The 19,766-nt window shown below is 72.9% G+C and carries 12 protein-coding genes; 11 read left to right on the top strand and 1 reads right to left on the bottom strand.

Features of this window, described 5'->3' with window-relative positions:
• The first annotated feature begins 325 nt into the window (after positions 1-325).
• The 5 genes from E0504_RS25800 (at position 326) to E0504_RS25780 (ending at position 6,971) form a co-directional block, all read left to right on the top strand.
• Positions 326-2,467: an ABC transporter ATP-binding protein gene (locus tag E0504_RS25800; protein WP_112105751.1), complete on the top strand. Its 2,142-nt coding sequence runs from the start codon at positions 326-328 to the stop codon at positions 2,465-2,467.
• A complete protein-coding gene (locus tag E0504_RS25795; RefSeq protein ID WP_131626004.1) occupies positions 2,464-4,230 on the top strand; it encodes an ABC transporter ATP-binding protein in 1,767 nt (588 codons plus the stop codon). The genes E0504_RS25800 and E0504_RS25795 overlap by 4 nt, the downstream gene beginning before the upstream one ends.
• A gap of 94 nt (positions 4,231-4,324) precedes the next feature.
• Positions 4,325-4,789 carry a phosphoribosyl-AMP cyclohydrolase gene (gene hisI / locus E0504_RS25790; RefSeq protein ID WP_131626003.1) on the top strand — a complete coding sequence of 155 codons (465 nt, stop codon included), beginning with the start codon at positions 4,325-4,327 and terminating at the stop codon, positions 4,787-4,789.
• Positions 4,786-6,354, top strand: coding sequence for an anthranilate synthase component I (locus tag E0504_RS25785; RefSeq protein WP_071065623.1), 1,569 nt, complete (start codon positions 4,786-4,788; stop codon positions 6,352-6,354). The genes hisI and E0504_RS25785 overlap by 4 nt, the downstream gene beginning before the upstream one ends.
• The gene (locus E0504_RS25780; protein ID WP_112105748.1) at positions 6,351-6,971 is read left to right on the top strand and encodes a Trp biosynthesis-associated membrane protein; all 621 of its coding nucleotides are present in this window, start codon (positions 6,351-6,353) and stop codon (positions 6,969-6,971) included. Before E0504_RS25785 ends, E0504_RS25780 begins: the two co-directional genes overlap by 4 nt.
• Positions 6,972-6,974: 3 nt before the next feature.
• Here the strand turns inward: E0504_RS25780 and E0504_RS25775 are convergent, their stop codons facing one another.
• Complete coding sequence (locus E0504_RS25775; RefSeq protein ID WP_131626002.1) at positions 6,975-7,205, bottom strand: hypothetical protein; 231 nt, start codon at positions 7,203-7,205, stop codon at positions 6,975-6,977.
• Between the two features lie 971 nt (positions 7,206-8,176).
• On the opposite strand from E0504_RS25775, the gene trpC reads away from it, so the two are divergent.
• From trpC to E0504_RS25745, 6 genes are all read left to right on the top strand, one after another.
• On the top strand, positions 8,177-8,983 hold the full coding sequence (gene trpC, locus E0504_RS25770) for an indole-3-glycerol phosphate synthase TrpC (protein WP_020459536.1): 807 nt from the start codon (positions 8,177-8,179) through the stop codon (positions 8,981-8,983).
• Between the two features lie 149 nt (positions 8,984-9,132).
• Positions 9,133-10,521, top strand: a complete 1,389-nt coding sequence (gene trpB, locus E0504_RS25765; protein ID WP_373693937.1) for a tryptophan synthase subunit beta — start codon at positions 9,133-9,135, stop codon at positions 10,519-10,521.
• A gap of 38 nt (positions 10,522-10,559) precedes the next feature.
• Positions 10,560-11,480, top strand: coding sequence for a tryptophan synthase subunit alpha (gene trpA, locus E0504_RS25760; protein WP_083391218.1), 921 nt, complete (start codon positions 10,560-10,562; stop codon positions 11,478-11,480).
• A gap of 223 nt (positions 11,481-11,703) precedes the next feature.
• Positions 11,704-12,840, top strand: a complete 1,137-nt coding sequence (gene lgt, locus E0504_RS25755) for a prolipoprotein diacylglyceryl transferase (protein WP_306769268.1) — start codon at positions 11,704-11,706, stop codon at positions 12,838-12,840.
• 526 nt (positions 12,841-13,366) lie between these two features.
• On the top strand, positions 13,367-18,019 hold the full coding sequence (gene gltB, locus E0504_RS25750) for a glutamate synthase large subunit (RefSeq protein ID WP_131626000.1): 4,653 nt from the start codon (positions 13,367-13,369) through the stop codon (positions 18,017-18,019).
• Between the two features lie 287 nt (positions 18,020-18,306).
• The gene (locus tag E0504_RS25745; RefSeq protein ID WP_112105743.1) at positions 18,307-19,752 is read left to right on the top strand and encodes a glutamate synthase subunit beta; all 1,446 of its coding nucleotides are present in this window, start codon (positions 18,307-18,309) and stop codon (positions 19,750-19,752) included.
• Positions 19,753-19,766 lie beyond the last annotated feature (14 nt).

Here is a 19,766-nt window from a genome sequence, read left to right as displayed (position 1 = left end):
GGGTACGGATCGGCTGGTGGCGTCGGTCGTGGGCATTTCCTCGAACGCGGGTCGAACGTCGGTTGTCCATCAGCGGTCGGTTGGGTCATTGCCGGGCCGGCGGCCTTCGCGCGGGCCAGGATGTCGGGCGCGCCTTGGTCGTCCGGGTGGTGAGCCGGCGGGCACCGTGTCCGGGTCGCGCTGGTGAGCAGGCGTCTGACCGGGACTGTTACCGCCGGGTTGCGCGTTGAGTGACGAACGGCCGCGTCACCCGGGGGACGGCGTGCGGCGGCCGCCGATGCCGCGGGGGGTGTTCCGCGGCCGCCCGTGAAACGGAGGAGTGCCAGTGCCCGGTGACCCCGCGTCCGGCGAGGTGACCCGCAGGAAAGCAGCCCCCGGCGGTGCCGGTTCGCCTGGGCCCCCCGCCGCGGCATCCCGGCCTGCCGCGGCATCCCGGCCTGCCGCGGAGCCCCGGCCCGTCGCGGCGGGCTCGCCCACGGTGATCAGGCGCGGGCTGGGCGTGCTCGCGATCGCCGTCCGGGAGGAGCCCAGGGTCTTCCTGATCGCGCTGGCCGGCAGCTCCCTCTACGCGCTGGCGACGGTCGCGAGCTCGCTCGCCCTTGGCGAGATCACCGAGCGCGTCCTCGTCCCGAGCATCGACGACGGCGCCGCCGACTGGAGCGCCGTCATCGGCGCGGCGCTGATCATGGTCGGCATCGGGTTCGCCCGGGCGGCCGGGATGTTCTTCCGCCGCCTGGTCTCCGGAATGATGCAGTACCGGCTGCAGGCCACCTACCGGCGTCGGGTCACCCGCCAGTACCTGCGGCTGCCGCTGGCCTGGCACCAGCGGCACTCGACCGGTTCGCTGCTGTCCAACGCGAACGCGGACGTGGAGGCCACGTGGGCGCCGATCGCGCCGCTGCCGTTCGCCGCCGGCGTGCTGGTCATGCTCGCCGCGGCGCTGGCCCTGCTGATCGCGACCGACCCGCTGCTGGCCCTGGTGGGCTGTGTCGTGTTCCCCGCGTTCGGTGTCGTCAACGTGGTCTACGGCCGGTGGGTGTCGCCGCTCTACGGCCGCGCCCAGCGCCTGCGAGCCGAGGTCAGCGGGGTCGCCCACGAGTCCTTCGACGGTGCGCTCGTCGTGAAGACCCTGGGTCGGGAGGCCGACGAGACGGCCCGCTTCGCCGTCAAGGCCGGCGAGCTGCGCGACGCGATGGTCCGTGCGGGCCAGGTCCGGGGCATGTTCGACCCGGTCATGGAGGCGCTGCCCAACCTCGGCGTGCTGGCCGTGATCGTCGTCGGAGCGGTCCGCATCGACGGCGGCTCGCTCACCGTCGGTGAGCTGGTTCGGGTCGCCTACCTGTTCACCCTGCTGGCCTTCCCGATCAGAGCGATCGGATGGGTCTTCGGTGAGCTGCCCAGGTCCGTCGTCGGGCACGAGCGGGTGGACGCGGTGCTCACGGCCCGCGGCGGTCTCGGCTTCGGCTCCGCCGCCCTCGTCGGCTCCGGCCCGGCGGCGCTGCGCGTCACCGGCGTCGGATACGGCTACCCGGTGCAGACCGCCGGCGACCACGACGACGTCACGGACACCTCCGCGAACATCCCCGCCGCCAGGCCGCCATCCACCGAGGCGGTGTGGCCCGCGCTGCACGGGGTGACCTTCGACGTGGCCCCCGGCCGGGTGGTCGCGCTGACGGGGCGCACCGGTGCCGGCAAGTCGACCCTGGTGAACCTCCTCGCCCGCCTGGTCGACCCCAACTCGGGCACCGTCCGGATCGACGGCGTGGACCTGCGTGACCTGGCGATGGGCGAGGTGACCCGCGCGGTCGCGCTCGTCCCCCAGCAGACGTTCCTGTTCGACGACACCGTGCGGGTGAACGTCGCCCTCGGCCTGGACGTCGACGACGAGACCGTGTGGGAGGCCCTGCGCCGGGCCCAGGCGGAGCGCTTCGTCCGTGCCCTGCCAGCCGGCCTCGACACCAGGGTGGGGGAGCGGGGGACCACGCTCTCCGGCGGTCAGCGCCAGCGGATCGGCCTCGCCCGCGCGCTCGTGCGCGACCCGCGGCTGCTGATCCTCGACGACGCGACGTCCAGCGTCGACCCGCGGATCGAGTCGTCCATCCTCGCCGGGCTGCGGGAGCGGGCGGGGGCGTCGACGGTGGTGATCGTCGCGCACCGGCGGTCCACCGTCGAGCTCGCCGACGAGGTCGTGCACCTGGAGGACGGCCGTGTCACCGCGCAGGGCACCCACCGGGAGCTTCTGGCCAGCTCGCCCGGCTACGCGGAGCTGCTGACGGCCTACGACGAGGACACGGACGCCGGGACCGGCGACGGGCCGACCCCGGGAACGCGGGGGGAGCCCGGGCCTCACCGGGTGCCGGCGCCGGGCTCCTCCGGGCTGAACGCCGCCGCATCGGGTACCGCCGCGCCTGTCGACGCGGCCTCGGTCGGAATGCTGACGGTTCCGGACCAGGAGGGCGCACGATGAGCTCCGACGGCCTGTGGGCGACCGGGGGCCGGCTGCGCCGGCTCGTGCCGGAGCTGACCGCCGGCATCGCCGGAACCCTGGCCCTCGCCGTGACCGCCACCGTGGGCAAGGTGGTGATCCCCGTCGTGGTCCAGCAGACGCTCGACCGCGGTGTCTGGGAGGGCGGAGCGGACCTCGGCCTCGTCGGAGTCTCGGTGGCCCTCGCCGCGGTCGCCATCCTGATCACCGCGCTCGCGGCGTTCCGGATGAACGTGCGGCTCTACCGCGTCTCCGAGAGCGCGCTGGCCACCCTGCGCGTCCGGGCCTTCCGCCACGTCCACGACCTGTCGATGCTGAGCCAGTCCGCGCAGCGGCGCGGCTCGCTGACCTCCCGGGTCACCAGTGACATCGACACGATGTCGCAGTTCCTCCAGTTCGGCGGCGTCATGCTGATCGTCGCCACCGGGCAGATGCTGATCGCCACGATCCTCATGTTCGTCTACTCCTGGCAGCTGGCCCTGCTGGTGTACGCGTTCTTCGTCCCGCTGGTCATCGCCACCCGGCGTTTCCAGAAGCGGCTGGCGGTGCGGTACGGGAAGGTGCGGGAGCGGGTCGGGGACATGCTCGGCGCGATCTCGGAGTCGGTGGTCGGCGCCCAGGTCGTGCGGGCCTACGGCGCGCAGGACCGCACCTCCCGGCGCATCGACGGCACGGTGGAGGACTACCGCGCCGCACAGACCCACGCCCAGACCCTGGTGGCGGGGGTGTTCGCCGGAGTCGAGACGGTCGCCGCGCTCACCACCGCGGGGGTGGTGATCGTCGGGGTCGCGATCGGCGTCGACGGATCGCTGACCACCGGGCAGCTGGTGGCCTTCCTGTTCCTCCTCACGCTGTTCGTGATGCCCATCCAGTCACTGACCGAGGTACTGAACGACGGCGCGAACGCCTTCGCCGGGCTGCGGCGGGTCCTCGACGTCCTCGACACCCCGTCGGACGTCCGCGACCCGGCCGAGGACACCGGTGGCGTGGCGCTGCCCGACGGGCCGCTCGGCGTGCGGTTCGACCATGTCGGATTCGCCTACCCGGGCGGCCCGCCGGTGCTCCACGACGTGACGCTCGACCTCGCGTCGCACCGGCGGGTGGCCATCGTCGGGGAGACCGGCTCCGGCAAGACGACGATGGCGAAGCTGCTCACCCGGCTCATGGACCCCACCGACGGCACCGTGCTGATCGGCGGCGTCCCGCTGAACCAGGTGCGGTTCGACTCGCTGCGGGGCCGGGTGGTCATGGTGCCGCAGGACGGGTTCCTGTTCGACCTCACCGTCGCCGGCAACGTCCGGTACGGGCGGCCGGACGCCTCCGACGCCGAGATCGTGAACGCCTTCGCGCAGCTCGGCCTGGGCGACTGGCTCGCCGGCCTGCCCGCCGGCATCGCCACCCCGGTGGGGGAACGCGGTGAGCTGCTCTCCGCCGGCGAACGCCAGCTCCTGGCGCTTGCCCGTGCCCAGCTCGCCGACCCCGACCTGCTCGTCCTCGACGAGGCGACCTCCGCCGTCGACCCGGCGACCGAAGTGAAGATCGCCACGGCCCTGCTCGAGCTCACCAGGGGACGCACCTCCGTCACCATCGCGCACCGGCTCTCCACCGCGGAGGCCGCCGACGAGGTCGTCGTGGTCGACGCCGGGCGGGTCGTCCAGCGCGGGACGCACACGGAGCTGGTCGCCGTGCCCGGGGTCTACCGGCGGCTGCACGAATCCTGGGCGGCCGGGGTCTCGTCGCACTGACCGCCGCCCGGAGGGGTGACCCCGGTCGGCGGGTCCCGGCCCGCCTGCCGTGGTGGCCTGGAGGCCTGCTGGCCGCGGCGGGCAGAATGGGCGGGTGACCGCACGTGCCTCCGATCTCGACCCCGCCATCGCCCGGCAGCTCAAGCGGGACGGCTCCGGACTGTTCCCGGCCGTCGCCCAGCAGTACGACTCGGGTGAGGTGCTCATGGTCGGATGGATGGACGACGAGGCGTTGCACCGGACCCTCACCACCGGCCGGGCCACCTACTGGAGCCGCAGCCGGGCCGAGTACTGGGTCAAGGGCGACACCAGCGGGCACGTGCAGTGGGTGCGGTCGGTCGCCCTCGACTGCGACGGCGACACCGTGCTGGTCCAGGTGGACCAGGTGGGCCCGGCCTGCCACACCGGCACGCGTACCTGCTTCACCGGCCGCGAGCTGCAGGTCGGCGGCGCCCGGCCCCTGCAGCCCCCGGCCGTGAACCCCACGCCGACGCCGACCTCCACGCCCATGTCCATGCCGGCAGTGGCGCCGGCGCCGACGACGGGAGCACCACGATGACCACCGGCGAGATCACACCGAGCCGGGCGGAGTTCCACGAGCTCGCCGCGCGCCAGCCGGTCGTCGCGGTGTCCCGCCGCCTGCTCGCCGACGGCGAGACACCGGTCGGGGTCTACCGCAAGCTGGCCGGCGGGCCGGGGACGTTCCTGCTCGAGTCCGCCGAGCACGGGGGCGTGTGGTCGCGCTACTCCTTCGTCGGCGTCCGTGCCGCGGCCACACTCACCGAACGGGACGGGCAGGCCGCCTGGACGGACGGAACCCCGCCGCCCGGTGTCCCGCTCGACGGCGACCCGCTCGACGTCCTGCGTGCCGTGGAACGCCAGCTCTGCTCGGCCCGGCCGAGTGGCACTCCGCCGCTGCTGGGAGGCCTGGTCGGGTACCTCTCGTACGACATCGTCCGGCGCATCGAGCGGCTGCCCGCCCGGGCAACCGACGATCTCGGGATGCCCGAGCTGCGGATGCTCCTGACGACCGACCTCGCCGTCCTCGACCACACCGACGGATCGTGCCAGCTCGTCGCGAACATCTTCACCGGCTCCGGGGACCCGGCCGAAGCAGCGGACCTGGCTGGCCCAGGAGCGGCGGGCGGACCGTCCGCGCGGCGGGCGGAGCTGGACGCCGCCTACGACGATGCGGTGCACCGCATCGAGGTGATGACGGCAGATCTCGGCAAGTGGAGCGAGCCGACCGTGGCGACCACGACCGGGGCGTCCACGGGCGTGCGCGACTTCGCCTCCGCAACCCCGCCCGGCGGCTTCCACGCCGCCGTCGAGCGGTCGATCGAGGAGATCCGGGCGGGGGAGTGCTTCCAGATCGTGGTCTCCCAGCGGTTCGAGCGCCCCACCACCGCCGACGCCCTCGACGTCTACCGGGTCCTGCGGGCGTCGAACCCCAGCCCCTACATGTACCTGCTGCGGTTCGCCGATCATGATGTGGTCGGCTCGTCGCCGGAGGCGCACGTCAAGGTCACCGGCCGCCGGGCGTTGCTGCACCCGATCGCGGGCAGCCGGCCGCGGGGCGAGACCCCCGAGCGCGATGCCGAACTGGCCGCCCAGCTCCTGGCCGATCCGAAGGAACGGTCCGAGCACGTGATGCTGGTCGACCTGGTCCGCAATGATCTCGGGCGGGTCTGCGTGCCCGGATCGGTGCGGGTGGTCGAGTTCGCGTCCGTCGAGCGGTTCTCGCACATCATGCACATCGTCTCCACCGTGATCGGTGAGGTGGCGCCCGAGCGCAGCGCGGTCGACGTCCTCGCCGCGACCTTTCCCGCCGGGACGTTGTCGGGAGCGCCCAAGGTGCGGGCCATGGAGATCATCGACGAGCTCGAGCCGACGAGGCGCGGCCTGTACGGCGGGGTCGTGGGATATCTCGATTTCGGCGGTGACCTCGACACCGCGATCGCCATCCGCACAGCGGTCCTCCGTTCAGGAATGGCCTACGTGCAGGCCGGCGCCGGGATCGTGGCGGACTCCGTTCCCGACACCGAGGATCTCGAGAGCCGGACGAAGGCCGCGGCGGTTCTCCGCGCGATCGAGGTGGCGGAGTCGCTCCGCCCGCCGGTATGACAGCGCCCGCCGACCTGCCCGCGCCCGCAGGAAGCCCCGCTCCCGGCGCCCGCCGGGAGCGGGCGCTCGCCATGGTCGCGTGCCTGGTCGGATCCGCCGTCGTCCTGTTCAGCGCCAGCGCGACCTGGGTCTCGGCCCAAGTTCAGGCCGGCACGGGCGGGCAGGCCTCGGCCGTGGCGGCGCCCCTGCCGGTGAAGTGGTCGGGAGAATCGCTCGCCCCGGCCGCCACCGCGCTGGCGCTGCTCGGGCTCGCCGCCACCGTGGCGATCATCGCGACCAGGCGCGTGGGGCGGACCCTGGTGGGTGTGCTCCTGGCGGGTGCAGGGGTCGCGATCTTCCTGATCGCCGGCGGGATCGCCCTCGACCCGATGGCCGCGGTGCGGGGGACCGACGAGGTCAGGGCGCTCGTCCCCATCGGGGATCCGACCATCCTCGATCTTTCCCGCACCGTGGCTCCATGGCTCGCCTCCTTCGGTGGTCTCGTGCTCGCGATCACGGGTGCCGTCGTCGTCGCACGCGCCGGGACCTGGCCGGCCATGTCCGGCCGCTACCAGGCCCGCGCAGCCGCACCCGCTGACGCCTGGGACGCCATCGAGCGGGGCCAGGACCCCACCTGACCATCAGGACTGCTCCTCTCGTTCAGGGACCGCGTCCCGCGCGGGGGCGGGAGCGCCGTCGACCTTCTGCTCGGGATCTGCCGTCGTGAGCCGGAGCCGCTGGCCGGCCAGGGCGGCGAAGGTCAGGTCATTGCGCTCGATGTCCGCCTCGAGCAGGGAGATGAGCTCGTCCATCCGCGCGATGCGACGGTCGAGATCCTGAACCTGCGCGATCAGCAGGTCATGCTCCGTCACCGGACCGCTCACGGGAACGCGGGACGCCGTGCCCGGGCCTGGCCGCGGAGGGCGGCCGGGCGTGTCTGGCGCGCCGCTGAGCCCCGCCCGACCCGTGCCGCCGGCACGCTCCTCAGGCGCTCTGCGGCCCTCGGTACCGCCTCCGCCGGTCTCGGTCTGGGCACCTGGCGGGGCGGTGAGCCGCGGCGGCGCCGCGCCCACTGATCCGCAGGCCACGGGACTCGCCGGGGAGGGGTCCGCGGCACCCGCTGTGCCGGTGGCCGCCGGGCCCGTGGGCCGGGGAGCCGCGGAGCCACCCGGGCTCGTGGCGGGGCGGCCGGGCGCTGGGCGCTCCGGCGCCGCGCCGCGTACTCGGGACGATGATCGCGAATTCTGGCCGATCCTCTCGTCGGCGCCACCTTCCGGCGCACTCGGAACGGGCGGCCCGGCGGGGGTGGGAATGCCGCCGGAGACCCGGCGAGCGGACCACACGGCGGCGGCGGACCAGGCCGCGACGAGCCGTTCCGAGCCGTCCCGGCGGGCCCGCGGGTAGGCCGTATCTGACCTCCGTGCCGCGTCCGCGGCGTCTCGAGGCCTCGGCTCGTCACTCCACATCGCGCCTCCCGAATCCACTCGTGTTCGAACGTGTGTTCGATGATACGGGTCGGTGGCGGACCGTCAAAGTGCCGGGTGCGCGGGCGTGTCGCGAGGCGTCTGCCCAGGTGTCGTGCCGTGGTCGCGCGAGTGCGTCCGGTGTCAGGGCCAACAGGAGCACCACTACCGTCGGTCGGGGCTCCGTCGCTCGTCCCGCGATCCCTCGGGTTGGTCTGGCCTCGACGTCGACGTCAGGGGCGCGGCCACTCGGATGGCCAATGCGTGGACAACCACGAATCGTGACGGCTCGGCGCCGCGGGTGGGGGCGACGGGCCTCGGGCTCGAGACTGCCCTACCATCGGCGGCATGGCAGCCGCGACTGGCGCGAGCGCGGGGCGATGAACGCTCTCGAGGAGATCCTCGACGGGGTCAGAGCAGATCTGGCCGTCCGTGAGCGGGAAACGTCCCTGGCAGCTCTGAAACAACGTGTTGAGCGTGTACCCGATCCCCGGGACGCGCTGGCGGTGCTGCGCGCACCGCGGGTTTCGGTGATCGCGGAGATCAAGCGCCGCTCGCCGTCCAGGGGTGCGCTCGCGACGATCGCCGATCCGGCGGCGCTCGCCTCGCTCTACGAGCAGGCGGGCGCCGCGGCGGTCAGCGTCCTCACCGAGCAGCGGCGGTTCGGCGGCTCGCTGGCCGATCTGGACGCCGTCCGGGTGGCCGTCGACATCCCCGTCCTGCGCAAGGACTTCGTGATCTCGCCGTACCAGGTCCTCGAGGCGCGGGCGCATGGCGCCGACATGGTCCTGCTGATCGTGGCCGCGCTCGATCAGCCGAGGCTGATCGGGCTGCTCGAGCGGGTCGAGTCGCTGGGCATGACCGCGCTGGTCGAGGTGCACGACGAGACCGAGATGCTGCGGGCTCTCGACGCGGGCGCCCGGCTGGTCGGGGTCAACGCCCGCAACCTGCGCACCCTCGAGGTGGACAGGGAGACCTTCGCCCGGCTCGCGCCGATGGTCCCGCAGGGGGTCCTGAAGGTCGCCGAGTCCGGCGTGCGCGGCCCGCGCGACCTGCTCCAGTACGCGGGTGCCGGGGCCGACGCGGTGCTGGTCGGGGAGGCCGCCGTGACCGGCGGCGACCCGCGCCAGTTCGTCGCCGATCTCGTGACCGCCGGAACGCATCCCGCCACCCGTATCGCGCACTGACCCGCCGACCGCTCGGGCGCCGTGTAAGGCGGTCGGCCGAGCGGTCGCCGGCCAGGCCCGCACGGGTGCTCTGTGTTCGGAGCGTCTCCGGGCGGGGCCCGGCCCCGCACGTCACCTCGGTGGGGGTGGGCGCCGGTACAGTCGGGGCCGTGACAGCTCGATCCGTCGACACCACCGCCGACCCGACCTCCGCCATCGATCCGAGCCGTGCCACCGACCCGAGCCGCGCGACCGGCCCGGTCGAGGTCGGCACGTGGTCGGCCGCCCAGGCGGCGGGGAACTGGCAGGCCGTACCGGACGCCGCCGGCCACTACGGCCGTTTCGGCGGGCGGTTTGTCCCGGAGGCGCTGTTCGCGGCGCTCGACGAGCTCACCGCGGCCTACGAGGCCGCCCGGGTCGACCCCGCCTTCGTCGATGAGCTCGACCGCCTGTTGGCGAGCTACGCCGGGCGCCCGACGCCGCTGACCTCGGCCGACCGGCTCACGGAGCGGATCGGTGGCGCGCGCATCCTGCTCAAGCGCGAGGATCTCGCGCACACCGGCTCGCACAAGATCAACAATGTTCTCGGGCAGTGCCTTCTCACCCGGCGGATGGGCAAGACCCGGGTGATCGCCGAGACCGGAGCCGGTCAGCACGGCGTCGCCACCGCCACCGCCTGCGCCCTGCTGGGGCTGGAGTGCGTCGTCTACATGGGCGAGGAGGACACTCGCCGGCAGGCGCTCAACGTCGCCCGGATGCGCCTGCTCGGTGCCGAGGTGGTCCCCGTCGCGTCGGGCAGCCGCACCCTGAAGGACGCCATCAACGAGGCCATGCGCGACTGGGTGGCCACCGTCGACTCGACCCACTACTGCATCGGGTCCGTGATGGGCCCGCACCCGTTCCCGATGATGGTCCGTGACTTCCAGCGGATCATCGGCGTGGAGGCACGTCAGCAGACGCTCGACCTGCTCGGCCGCCTGCCCGACGCCGTCGTCGCCTGTGTCGGGGGCGGGTCGAACGCGATGGGCGTCTTCCACCGCTTCATCCCGGACACCGAGGTCGCCCTGATCGGCTGCGAGGCCGGCGGCGACGGAGTGGTGACGGGCCGCCACGCCGCGGCGATCGCCGGGGGCGCGCCCGGGGTCCTGCACGGCATGCGGACCTTCCTCCTCCAGGACGCGGACGGTCAGACCCAGGTCTCCCATTCCATCTCGGCCGGGCTCGACTACCCGGGCATCGGCCCTGAGCACGCCCTCCTGCACGAGACCGGCCGGGCCAGCTACCGGGTGGTCGACGACAGCGCCGCGATGGAGGCACTGGCGCTGGTCGCGCGGACGGAGGGCATCCTCGTCGCGATCGAGAGCGCACACGCCTTCGCCGGCGCGTTCGAGGTGGCCCGTGAGCTCGGCCCGGACGCCGTCGTCCTGGTCAACTGCTCCGGCCGAGGAGACAAGGACGTCGACACGGCCGCCCGCTGGTTCGATCTGCTGGACACGGACGACACGGACGCCGAGTCCCGGGGCGAGGGCGCAACCCCGGCCACCGAACCGTCCGCCTGACGACAACGACGAGGAACGGACGCACGGTGCGGAGTCAAGTGGCGCACGACCAGTCGGCCCAGCAGGCACGGGCCCAGGAGCAGCCGGCAAACGACCAGCCGGCGCCGAGCCGGCTCGAGCCGTCCGGGCAGCGGCCCGCCCGACCCGGCGGGCCGAGCCCGCTCGACGAGGCCTTCGCGGCCGCGCGCAAGGACGGGCGGGCGGTGCTCGTCGGCTATCTCCCCGCCGGGTTCCCGACGGTGGACCGCGGCATCGCGGCGATGCGGGCGATGGTCGCGGCGGGCGTGGACGTCGTCGAGGTCGGCCTGCCCTACTCGGATCCGACGATGGACGGCCCGGTCATCCAGGACGCCGCGGACACCGCGCTGCGCGGCGGCGTGACCACCAGGGACGTGCTGCGCACGGTCGAGGCGGTCGCCGAGACCGGGGCCCCCACCCTGGTGATGACCTACTGGAACCCGGTGGAGCGGTACGGCATGGAGGCGTTCGCCGCCGACCTGGCCGCCGCCGGCGGGGCCGGGGCGATCACCCCCGACCTGCCGCCGGAGGAGGCCGGCCCGTGGCTCGCGGCCAGCGCCACCCACGGCCTCGACCCGGTCTTCCTGGTCGCGCCGAGCTCGACCACCGAACGGCTGCGCCTGGTGACGGCGCACAGCGGCGGCTTCGTCTACGCGGCGTCGACCATGGGCGTCACCGGTGCGCGCGCCGCCGTCGGTGTGAAGGCGGCCGGCCTGGTCGCCCGGGTCCGGGAGGTGACCGACCTGCCTGTGGCGGTTGGCCTCGGCGTCAGCACCGGTGCCCAGGCGTCCGAGGTGGCCGGCTTCGCCGACGGCGTCATCGTGGGCTCGGCGCTGGTCCGGGCCCTGGCGGCCGACGCGCGGGACGGTGCCTACGGCGTCGGTGCGATCGAGCGGCTGGCGGTCGAGCTCGCCGCCGGCGTGCGTTCGGCCACCGCCTGACCAGGCGGCCTCCGGCCGTCCCGCGCTCGCCGCGGTCCGCGCTCGCCGTGGTCCGCGGGCGCCGCCATCCGCAGGCGTTCGCCGCTGTCCGCCGCCATCCGGCGGTGTGGACGGGCGTGGGTCCGTCGGCGGTCGGCGGGCTGGCCTCGCTGCCGGCTGAGTACGGGGAGATAGCCTGACGCTCGTGGTGCTCGCTGCGATACCCAGTCCTTCCCGAGGGGTCGTGCATCTGGGACCAGTCCCGTTGCGCGCCTATGCGTTGATGATCGTCCTGGGGATCATCGTCGCTGTCGCCGTCACAGCCCGGCGGTTGCGGGCCCGGGGCGCGGATCCGGTGATCGCCAGCGAGGTGGCGTACTGGGCGGTCCCGTTCGGGATCGTCGGTGCGAGGATCTACCACGTCGTCAGCAGCCCCGAGGCCTACTTCGGTACGAACGGCGATCTGCTGGCCGTGTTCGAGGTGTGGAACGGCGGCCTGGCGATCTGGGGCGCCGTCTCCGGCGGCGCGCTCGGCGCCTGGATCGCCTGCCGTCGGATGCGCGTCTCGTTCGGCCTGTTCGCCGACGCGCTCGCGCCGGGCCTCGCCCTCGCGCAGGCGATCGGGCGCTGGGGTAACTGGTTCAACCAGGAGTTGTACGGCCGCGCGACGGACGTGCCCTGGGCGGTCCGCATCGACCCGGCCCACCAGATGATCCCGGGCGTGGCGACGTATCACCCGACGTTCCTCTACGAGTCGCTGTGGAACCTCGCGGTCGCCGGGGTGCTTCTGCTGGTCGACAGGCGTTGGCGGCTGGGCCGCGGCCGGCTGTTCTTCCTCTACGTGGCGCTTTACACCATCGGAAGGCTGTGGATCGAGGCCCTGCGGATCGACACCGCGGAGAAGGTCCTCGGGCTGCGGATCAACATCTGGGTCTCGATCGCGGTCTTCCTGCTGGCCCTGCTGGCGCTGGCGTTGGTCCGTCGCCCGATCGACCCGGATGTCGGCTGGACCAGCCCCGCCCCCGCCACCGCCGCCACCGCCGCCGCCACCGCCGCCACCGCCACCGCCACCACCACCGGTGACGGTGACGGTGACGGTGACGGCGAGACGGCAGCCACGGGTGCCGTCGCCCCGGTCGGTGCCTCCGTCGGCTCCGCCGCGGATTCCGGCGGTGTGGCCGCCGGCGGTAACACCGCGGCGGCTCCCGGCACGGGGCCAGCCGACGGCCAGGCCGCGCCCGGCGGACCCGCCGGGCCGAGTGGTGGTGCCAGCGGTGCCAGCAGTGCGGTCGGCGGTACCGGGACCGCCGGTGACCCGGTCACCGAGCCAGCCGCGCCCGGCCTGCCGGCGCCGTCCGGCCACGACCAGCGGTCGGGGTAGGCCGCCTCGCCCAGCGGCGGGGATCACCGGCGCGGTCGCCGGGCCCGCGACCGGGTTGACGTTTCGGGCGAACCCCCGCCCGACCAGGAGACCCCGTGTCCCCGGGACGTCGGCGTCCCCGGGGACGTTCGCGGTCGCCGGACCCTGGAATCGGTCCGTTCCTCGGCCGGGCGGACCGGCGGCTGGACGAGATCCGTACACTGCGGACCGGGAGTGTGTCGTCACCCGGGCCGGCTGTCCGTCCGGGCCGGGTCGCCGGGCGACGCGTTCGGTGACAACGATGTTGCCTCGCTGTGACATTTTCTGTCATCGACGCCTTTTACCTGAACTTCGTTGATCGTCCAGGAAATCTGCCGTCATCTTGCTGTGACCTGGCGGACATTAGCGATCACGGCGGATCCGGCGCGCTCATGGCACACTCGGTAGAGGCGTGGAGCTGGCGACCAGCCCGTCATCTCGTCGCGCCGCCCTCCGGACAGCGTCGTCCGCTCCCATCGGCCCTTGAAGATGGACAGGACACCGCCGGATGCCGACTGCGCAAGGTCTCTACGACCCCACCTTCGAACACGACGCCTGCGGCGTCGGCTTCGTCGTCGATGTGCACGGCCGGCGCAGTCATGAGCTGGTCGATCAGGGTCTGACCGTGCTGCGCAATCTCGATCACCGGGGTGCGTCGGGCAGCGATCCTGACACCGGTGACGGCGCGGGCATCCTCGTCCAGGTCCCGGACGTCTTCTTCCGTGACGTCGTCGAGTTCGCGCTGCCCGCGCCCGGTCGGTACGCGGTGGGCACCGTGTTCCTGCCGCAGGTCGCCGGCGAGCGCGACGACGCCGTCCGGACCATCAGCCGGATCGTCCGCCAGGAGGGCCTGCGTGTCCTGGGGTGGCGGGAGGTGCCGACCGTCAGCCACATCGTCGGCCACGCCGCCCGTGAGGTCGAGCCGTGGATGCGGCAGGTCTTCCTCGCGCTGCCCGGCACGCCGACGCGGCCGCGCGTCGCGCCCGTCACGGCCGACGGCGCCGAGATCGCCGGCGCTGCCGGGGCCGCTGACGGCGTAGGCACGGCGGTCCTCACCACCGATCCGTCCGCGCCCTCGACCGCGACCGGGCCCGACGGCTTCGACGCCATGGAGCTTGAGCGCCGCGCGTTCTGCGTGCGCAAGCGGGTGCGCCGGGAGACCGGCGTGTACATGCCCTCGCTGTCGTCGCGGACCATCGTCTACAAGGGCATGCTGACCACCCATCAGCTTTCCGCCTACTTCCCGGACCTCGACGACCCGCGGTTCGCCAGCGCCATCGCGCTGGTCCACAGCCGGTTCTCGACGAACACGTTCCCGAGCTGGCCGCTGGCCCACCCGTACCGGCTGATCGCCCACAACGGCGAGATCAACACGGTGCGCGGCAACCGCAACTGGATGCGGGCGCGGGAGGCGCTGCTCGCCAGCGACCTCATCCCCGGCGACCTGTCCCGGCTGTTCCCGATCTGCGCGGACGGCGCCAGCGACTCGGCCAGCTTCGACGAGGTGCTGGAGCTGCTGCACCTGGGCGGCCGGTCGCTGCCGCACGCGGTGCTGATGATGATCCCCGAGGCGTGGGAGAACCACGAGGAGATGGACGCGGCCCGCCGGGCCTTCTACCGCTTCCACTCCGCGCTCATGGAGCCCTGGGACGGGCCGGCGTCCATCGCGTTCACCGACGGCACGGTCATCGGCGCGGTGCTCGACCGCAACGGCCTGCGTCCGTCCCGGTACTGGGTGACCGACGACGGCCTGGTCGTGATGGCCTCCGAGGTCGGCGTGCTCGACATCCCGCCGCACCGGGTGGTGCGCAAGGGGCGCCTGCAGCCGGGCCGGATGTTCCTCGTCGACACCGCGCAGGGCCGGATCGTCAGCGACGACGAGATCAAGTCCGAGCTGGCCTCCGCCGCCCCGTACGAGGAGTGGCTGCACGCCGGGCTGATCTCCCTCGACGACCTGCCCGAGCGCGAGCACGTCCTGTACGGGCACTCGTCCGTCATGCGCCGCCAGCAGGTGTTCGGCTACTCCCAGGAGGAGCTGCGGATCATCATCGGCCCGATGGCCCGTACCGGGGCCGAGCCGATCGGGTCGATGGGCACCGACACCCCGGTCGCGGTGCTCTCCAGCCGGCCGCGGCTGCTGTTCGACTACTTCACCCAGCTGTTCGCGCAGGTCACGAACCCGCCGCTGGACGCCATCCGGGAGGAGCTGGTCACCAGCCTCGGGCGCACGCTGGGCCCGGAGGGGAACCTGCTCGCGCCGTCCCCTGCGTCGGCGCGCATGGTGCATCTGCCGTTCCCGGTGATCAGCAACACCCAGCTGGCGCGGATCATCGGCATCAACGACGACGGTGACATGCCCGGGTTCGCCTCGGTGACCGTGCGTGGTCTCTACGACGTCGCCGGCGGCGGGGCGGCGCTGGCCGCGCGGCTGGCGGAGATCTGTTCCGGCGTCAGCGAGGCGATCGCCGACGGTGCCCGCATTGTGGTCCTCTCGGACCGCGACTCCGATGAGCGCAAGGCGCCGATCCCGTCGCTGCTGCTGACGGCCGCCGTCCACCACCACCTGATCCGGGAGAAGACCCGGACGAAGGTCGGCCTGATCGTCGAGTGCGGCGACGCCCGGGAGGTCCACCACATCGCCCTGCTCACCGGGTACGGCGCGGCGGCGGTCAACCCGTACCTGGCGTTCGAGTCGATCGACGACCTCCTCGCCCGCGGCGAGCTCACCGGCATCGAGCGCGAGCAGGCCGAGAAGAACCTGATCAAGGGCCTCGGCAAGGGTCTGCTCAAGGTGATGTCCAAGATGGGCATCTCGACGGTGGCGAGCTACACCGGCGCCCAGGTCTTCGAGGCGATCGGGCTCGCCCAGGAGCTCGTCGACCAGTACTTCGTCGGCACCCCGAGCCGGCTGGACGGCGTCGGCATCGACGTCATCGCAGAGGAGGTCGCGGCCCGCCACCGGCGCGCCTACCCGACCGTCCCGTCCGAGCTGGCGCACCGCACCCTCGAGGTCGGCGGCGAGTACCAGTGGCGGCGCGAGGGCGAGCTGCACCTGTTCAACCCGGAGACGGTCTTCCTGCTCCAGCACTCCACCCGCAGCCGTCAGTACGACCTGTTCCGTCAGTACACCGCGAAGGTCGACGGCCTCTCCCGGGAGAACGCGACGCTGCGCGGGCTGTTCGAGCTGCGTACCCGCGGGCGGGCGCCGATCCCGATCGACCAGGTCGAGCCGGTGTCGGAGATCGTGAAGCGGTTCGCGACCGGCGCCATGTCGTACGGCTCGATCAGCGCCGAGGCGCACGAGACGCTGGCGATCGCGATGAACCGCCTGGGTGGGAAGTCGAACACCGGTGAGGGCGGCGAGGACGCGCGCCGGTTCCTTCCCGACGAGAACGGCGACCTGCGTCGCTCGGCGGTCAAGCAGGTCGCGAGCGGCCGGTTCGGCGTGACCAGCGAGTACCTGGCGAACGCGGACGACATCCAGATCAAGATGGCGCAGGGCGCGAAGCCGGGGGAGGGCGGCCAGCTGCCCGGGCACAAGGTGTACCCGTGGATCGCGAAGACCCGGCACTCCACGCCGGGCGTGGGTCTGATCTCGCCGCCGCCGCACCACGACATCTACTCGATCGAGGATCTCGCCCAGCTCATCCACGACCTGAAGAACGCCAACCCGAAGGCCCGGGTGCACGTCAAGCTCGTCGCCGAGGTCGGCGTCGGGACGGTGGCCGCGGGAGTCTCCAAGGCGCACGCCGACGTCGTGCTCATCTCCGGCCACGACGGCGGCACCGGCGCCTCCCCGCTGACCTCGCTCAAGCATGCCGGCGCCCCCTGGGAGCTCGGGCTCGCAGAGACCCAGCAGACGCTGCTGCTCAACGGCCTGCGGGACCGGATCGTCGTCCAGGTCGACGGCCAGATGAAGACCGGGCGGGACGTCGTCGTCGGCGCGCTCCTCGGCGCCGAGGAGTTCGGTTTCGCCACGGCGCCGCTCGTCGTCGCGGGTTGCGTGATGATGCGCGTCTGCCACCTCGACACCTGCCCCGTCGGCGTGGCGACCCAGAACCCGGAGCTGCGCGCGCGTTTCACCGGCCGGCCGGAGTTCGTCGAGGCGTTCTTCACCTTCATCGCCGAGGAGGTCCGGGAGCACCTGGCCGCCCTCGGGCTGCGCAGCATCGCCGAGGCGGTGGGGCGGGTCGACCTGCTCGACGCCCGCGCCGCCATCGACCACTGGAAGGCCTCCGGGCTCGACATCACCCCGCTGCTGCACACCCCGGAGCGGCCGTTCGGCGGCTCGCTGCACTGCACCGCCAGCCAGGACCACGGGCTCGACAAGGCCCTGGACAACTCCCTGATCCAGCTCTGCGAGGGCGCGATCGAGGATGGCCGTCCGGTCTGGCTGGAGATGCCGATCCGCAACGTCAACCGGACGGTCGGGACCATGCTCGGCTACGAGGTGACGAAGCGGTACGGGGCCGCCGGCCTGCCCGACGACACGATCTCGCTGCGGTTCACCGGCTCCGCGGGGCAGAGCTTCGGGGCGTTCGTGCCGCGCGGGATGACCCTCACCCTCGAGGGCGACGTCAACGACTACACCGGCAAGGGGCTGTCCGGCGGGCGGATCATCGTCTTCCCGCCGAAGGAGTCGCCGCTGCGCGCCGAGGAGAACACCGTCGCGGGCAACGTGCTGCTCTACGGCGCGACCGCCGGCGAGGCGTTCTTCCGCGGCATCGTCGGCGAGCGGTTCTGCGTGCGCAACTCCGGAGCCACCGCGGTCGTCGAGGGGGTCGGCGACCACGGCTGCGAGTACATGACCGGCGGTACGGTGGTGGTTCTCGGGCCGATCGGGCGCAACTTCGCGGCCGGCATGAGCGGCGGCGTGGCCTACCTGTACAAGCCGGTCATCCAGCGCATCAACACCGAGATGGTGGACGTCGATCCGCTCGACGACGACGACCGGTCCGCGCTGCGTGGCATCGTCGAGAAGCACTACCGGGAAACCGGTTCGGCCATCGCGTCCCGGTTGATCGCCAACTGGGCCGGCGCCCAGGAGGACTTCGTCAAGGTCATGCCGAAGGACTACAAGCGGGTACTGGCGGCGATGCGGAGCGCCGAGGAGCAGGGCCTGTCGGTGGAGGATGCGATCATGGCCGCCGCGCGCGTCTGACCGGCGCGGCAGCCCACCTCGCGGCGATCCTTCGCGCGAGCGCGGTTTTCGGAGGACGATTCTCCGCACCGCTGCAGATCGACCGCCAGACCGTACGACGCGCCAGACCGAATGACGCGCCAGCCCGACCGGACGTCGACCGAGCGGGCGTCGACTGACCCAACGACCGACCGAACGAACGTCGACCGACATCACGGCCGGGAACGCGATGCCGGCGTCCCCGAACCATCAGCGGGGCACGCGGGGCGGACACGTCACAGCGGCCTCATGGAACCGACAGGAGCGGCATGGCTGACCCGACCGGCTTTCTCAAGCACCGCCGGGAGCTGCCCACGCGCCGACCGGTGGACGTGCGCATCACCGACTGGCGCGAGGTGTACGAGTCGTTCCCGGAGCCGGCGCTGCGTGACCAGGCGGGCCGGTGCATGGACTGCGGCATCCCGTTCTGCCACGAGGGCTGCCCGCTCGGGAACATCATTCCCGAGTGGAACGACCTCGCCCGCCGCTCGGACTGGTCCGAGGCGATCGAACGGCTGCACGCGACGAACAACTTCCCGGAGTTCACCGGGCGGCTGTGCCCCGCGCCGTGTGAGGCGGCCTGCGTGCTGGGCATCGGGGACGACCCGGTGACCATCAAGCAGATCGAGGTCACCATCATCGACCGTGCCATCTCGGACGGGTCGGTCGTGCCGGTGCCGCCGTCGGTGCGCACGGGCCGCCGCGTCGCGGTCGTCGGCTCGGGCCCGGCCGGCCTCGCCGCCGCCCAGCAGCTCACCCGGGCCGGCCACGAGGTGGTCGTCTACGAGCGGGCCGACCGCGCCGGCGGCCTGCTCCGCTACGGCATCCCCGAGTTCAAGATGGAGAAGCGGGTCCTCGACAACCGTCTGGCCCAGATGGAGGCCGAGGGGACGTCGTTCGTCACCTCGTGCAACGTGGGCGTCGACATCACCGCCGACGAGCTGCGCTCGTCCTACGACGCGGTCGTCCTGGCCGGCGGGTCGACGGTGGGGCGTGACCTTCCCGTCCCCGGGCGGGAGCTGCGGGGCATCCACCTGGCCATGGAGTTCCTGGTCCCGGCGAACCGGGTGCAGCAGGGGGACCTGGCCGAGACGACGATCTCCGCTGCCGGCAAGCGGGTCGTGATCATCGGCGGTGGCGACACCGGGGCGGACTGCCTGGGCACCTCGCACCGGCAGGGCGCCCTGTCCGTCCACCAGCTCGAGATCATGCCGCGGCCGCCCGCCTCCCGGCCGCCGGCGAACCCGTGGCCGTCCTTCCCGATCGTCTACCGGGTGTCCAGTGCGCACGAGGAGGGCGGCGAGCGGGTCTTCGCCGTCTCCACCGAGCGCTTCGTCGGCGATGACGAGGGCAACGTGCGGGCCCTGCTCATGCACGAGGTCCAGATGGTCGACGGGCGCTTCCAGAAGATCGAGGGCAGCGAGACCGAGCTGCCGTGCGACCTGGTGCTGCTGGCGATGGGCTTCGTCGGCCCGGAGCGCCCCGGCCTGCTCGAGCAGCTCGGCGTCGAGCTGGACGCCCGCGGCAACGTCGCCCGCGATCTTGGTTGGTCGACGTCGGTGCCCGGCGTGTTCGTGGCCGGTGACATGGGCCGTGGCCAGTCCCTGATCGTCTGGGCCATCGCGGAGGGGCGCTCGGCGGCCGCCGCCGTCGACCGGCACCTGATGGGGACGACCGACCTGCCGGCTCCGATCCTGCCGACCCGCCGGCCCTGACCCCGAGCCCCGGC

Source organism: Parafrankia sp. BMG5.11, assembly GCF_004337455.1.
Note: the sequence above shows the minus strand (reverse complement) of the source record. Positions and strands in the feature narration are given on the sequence as shown.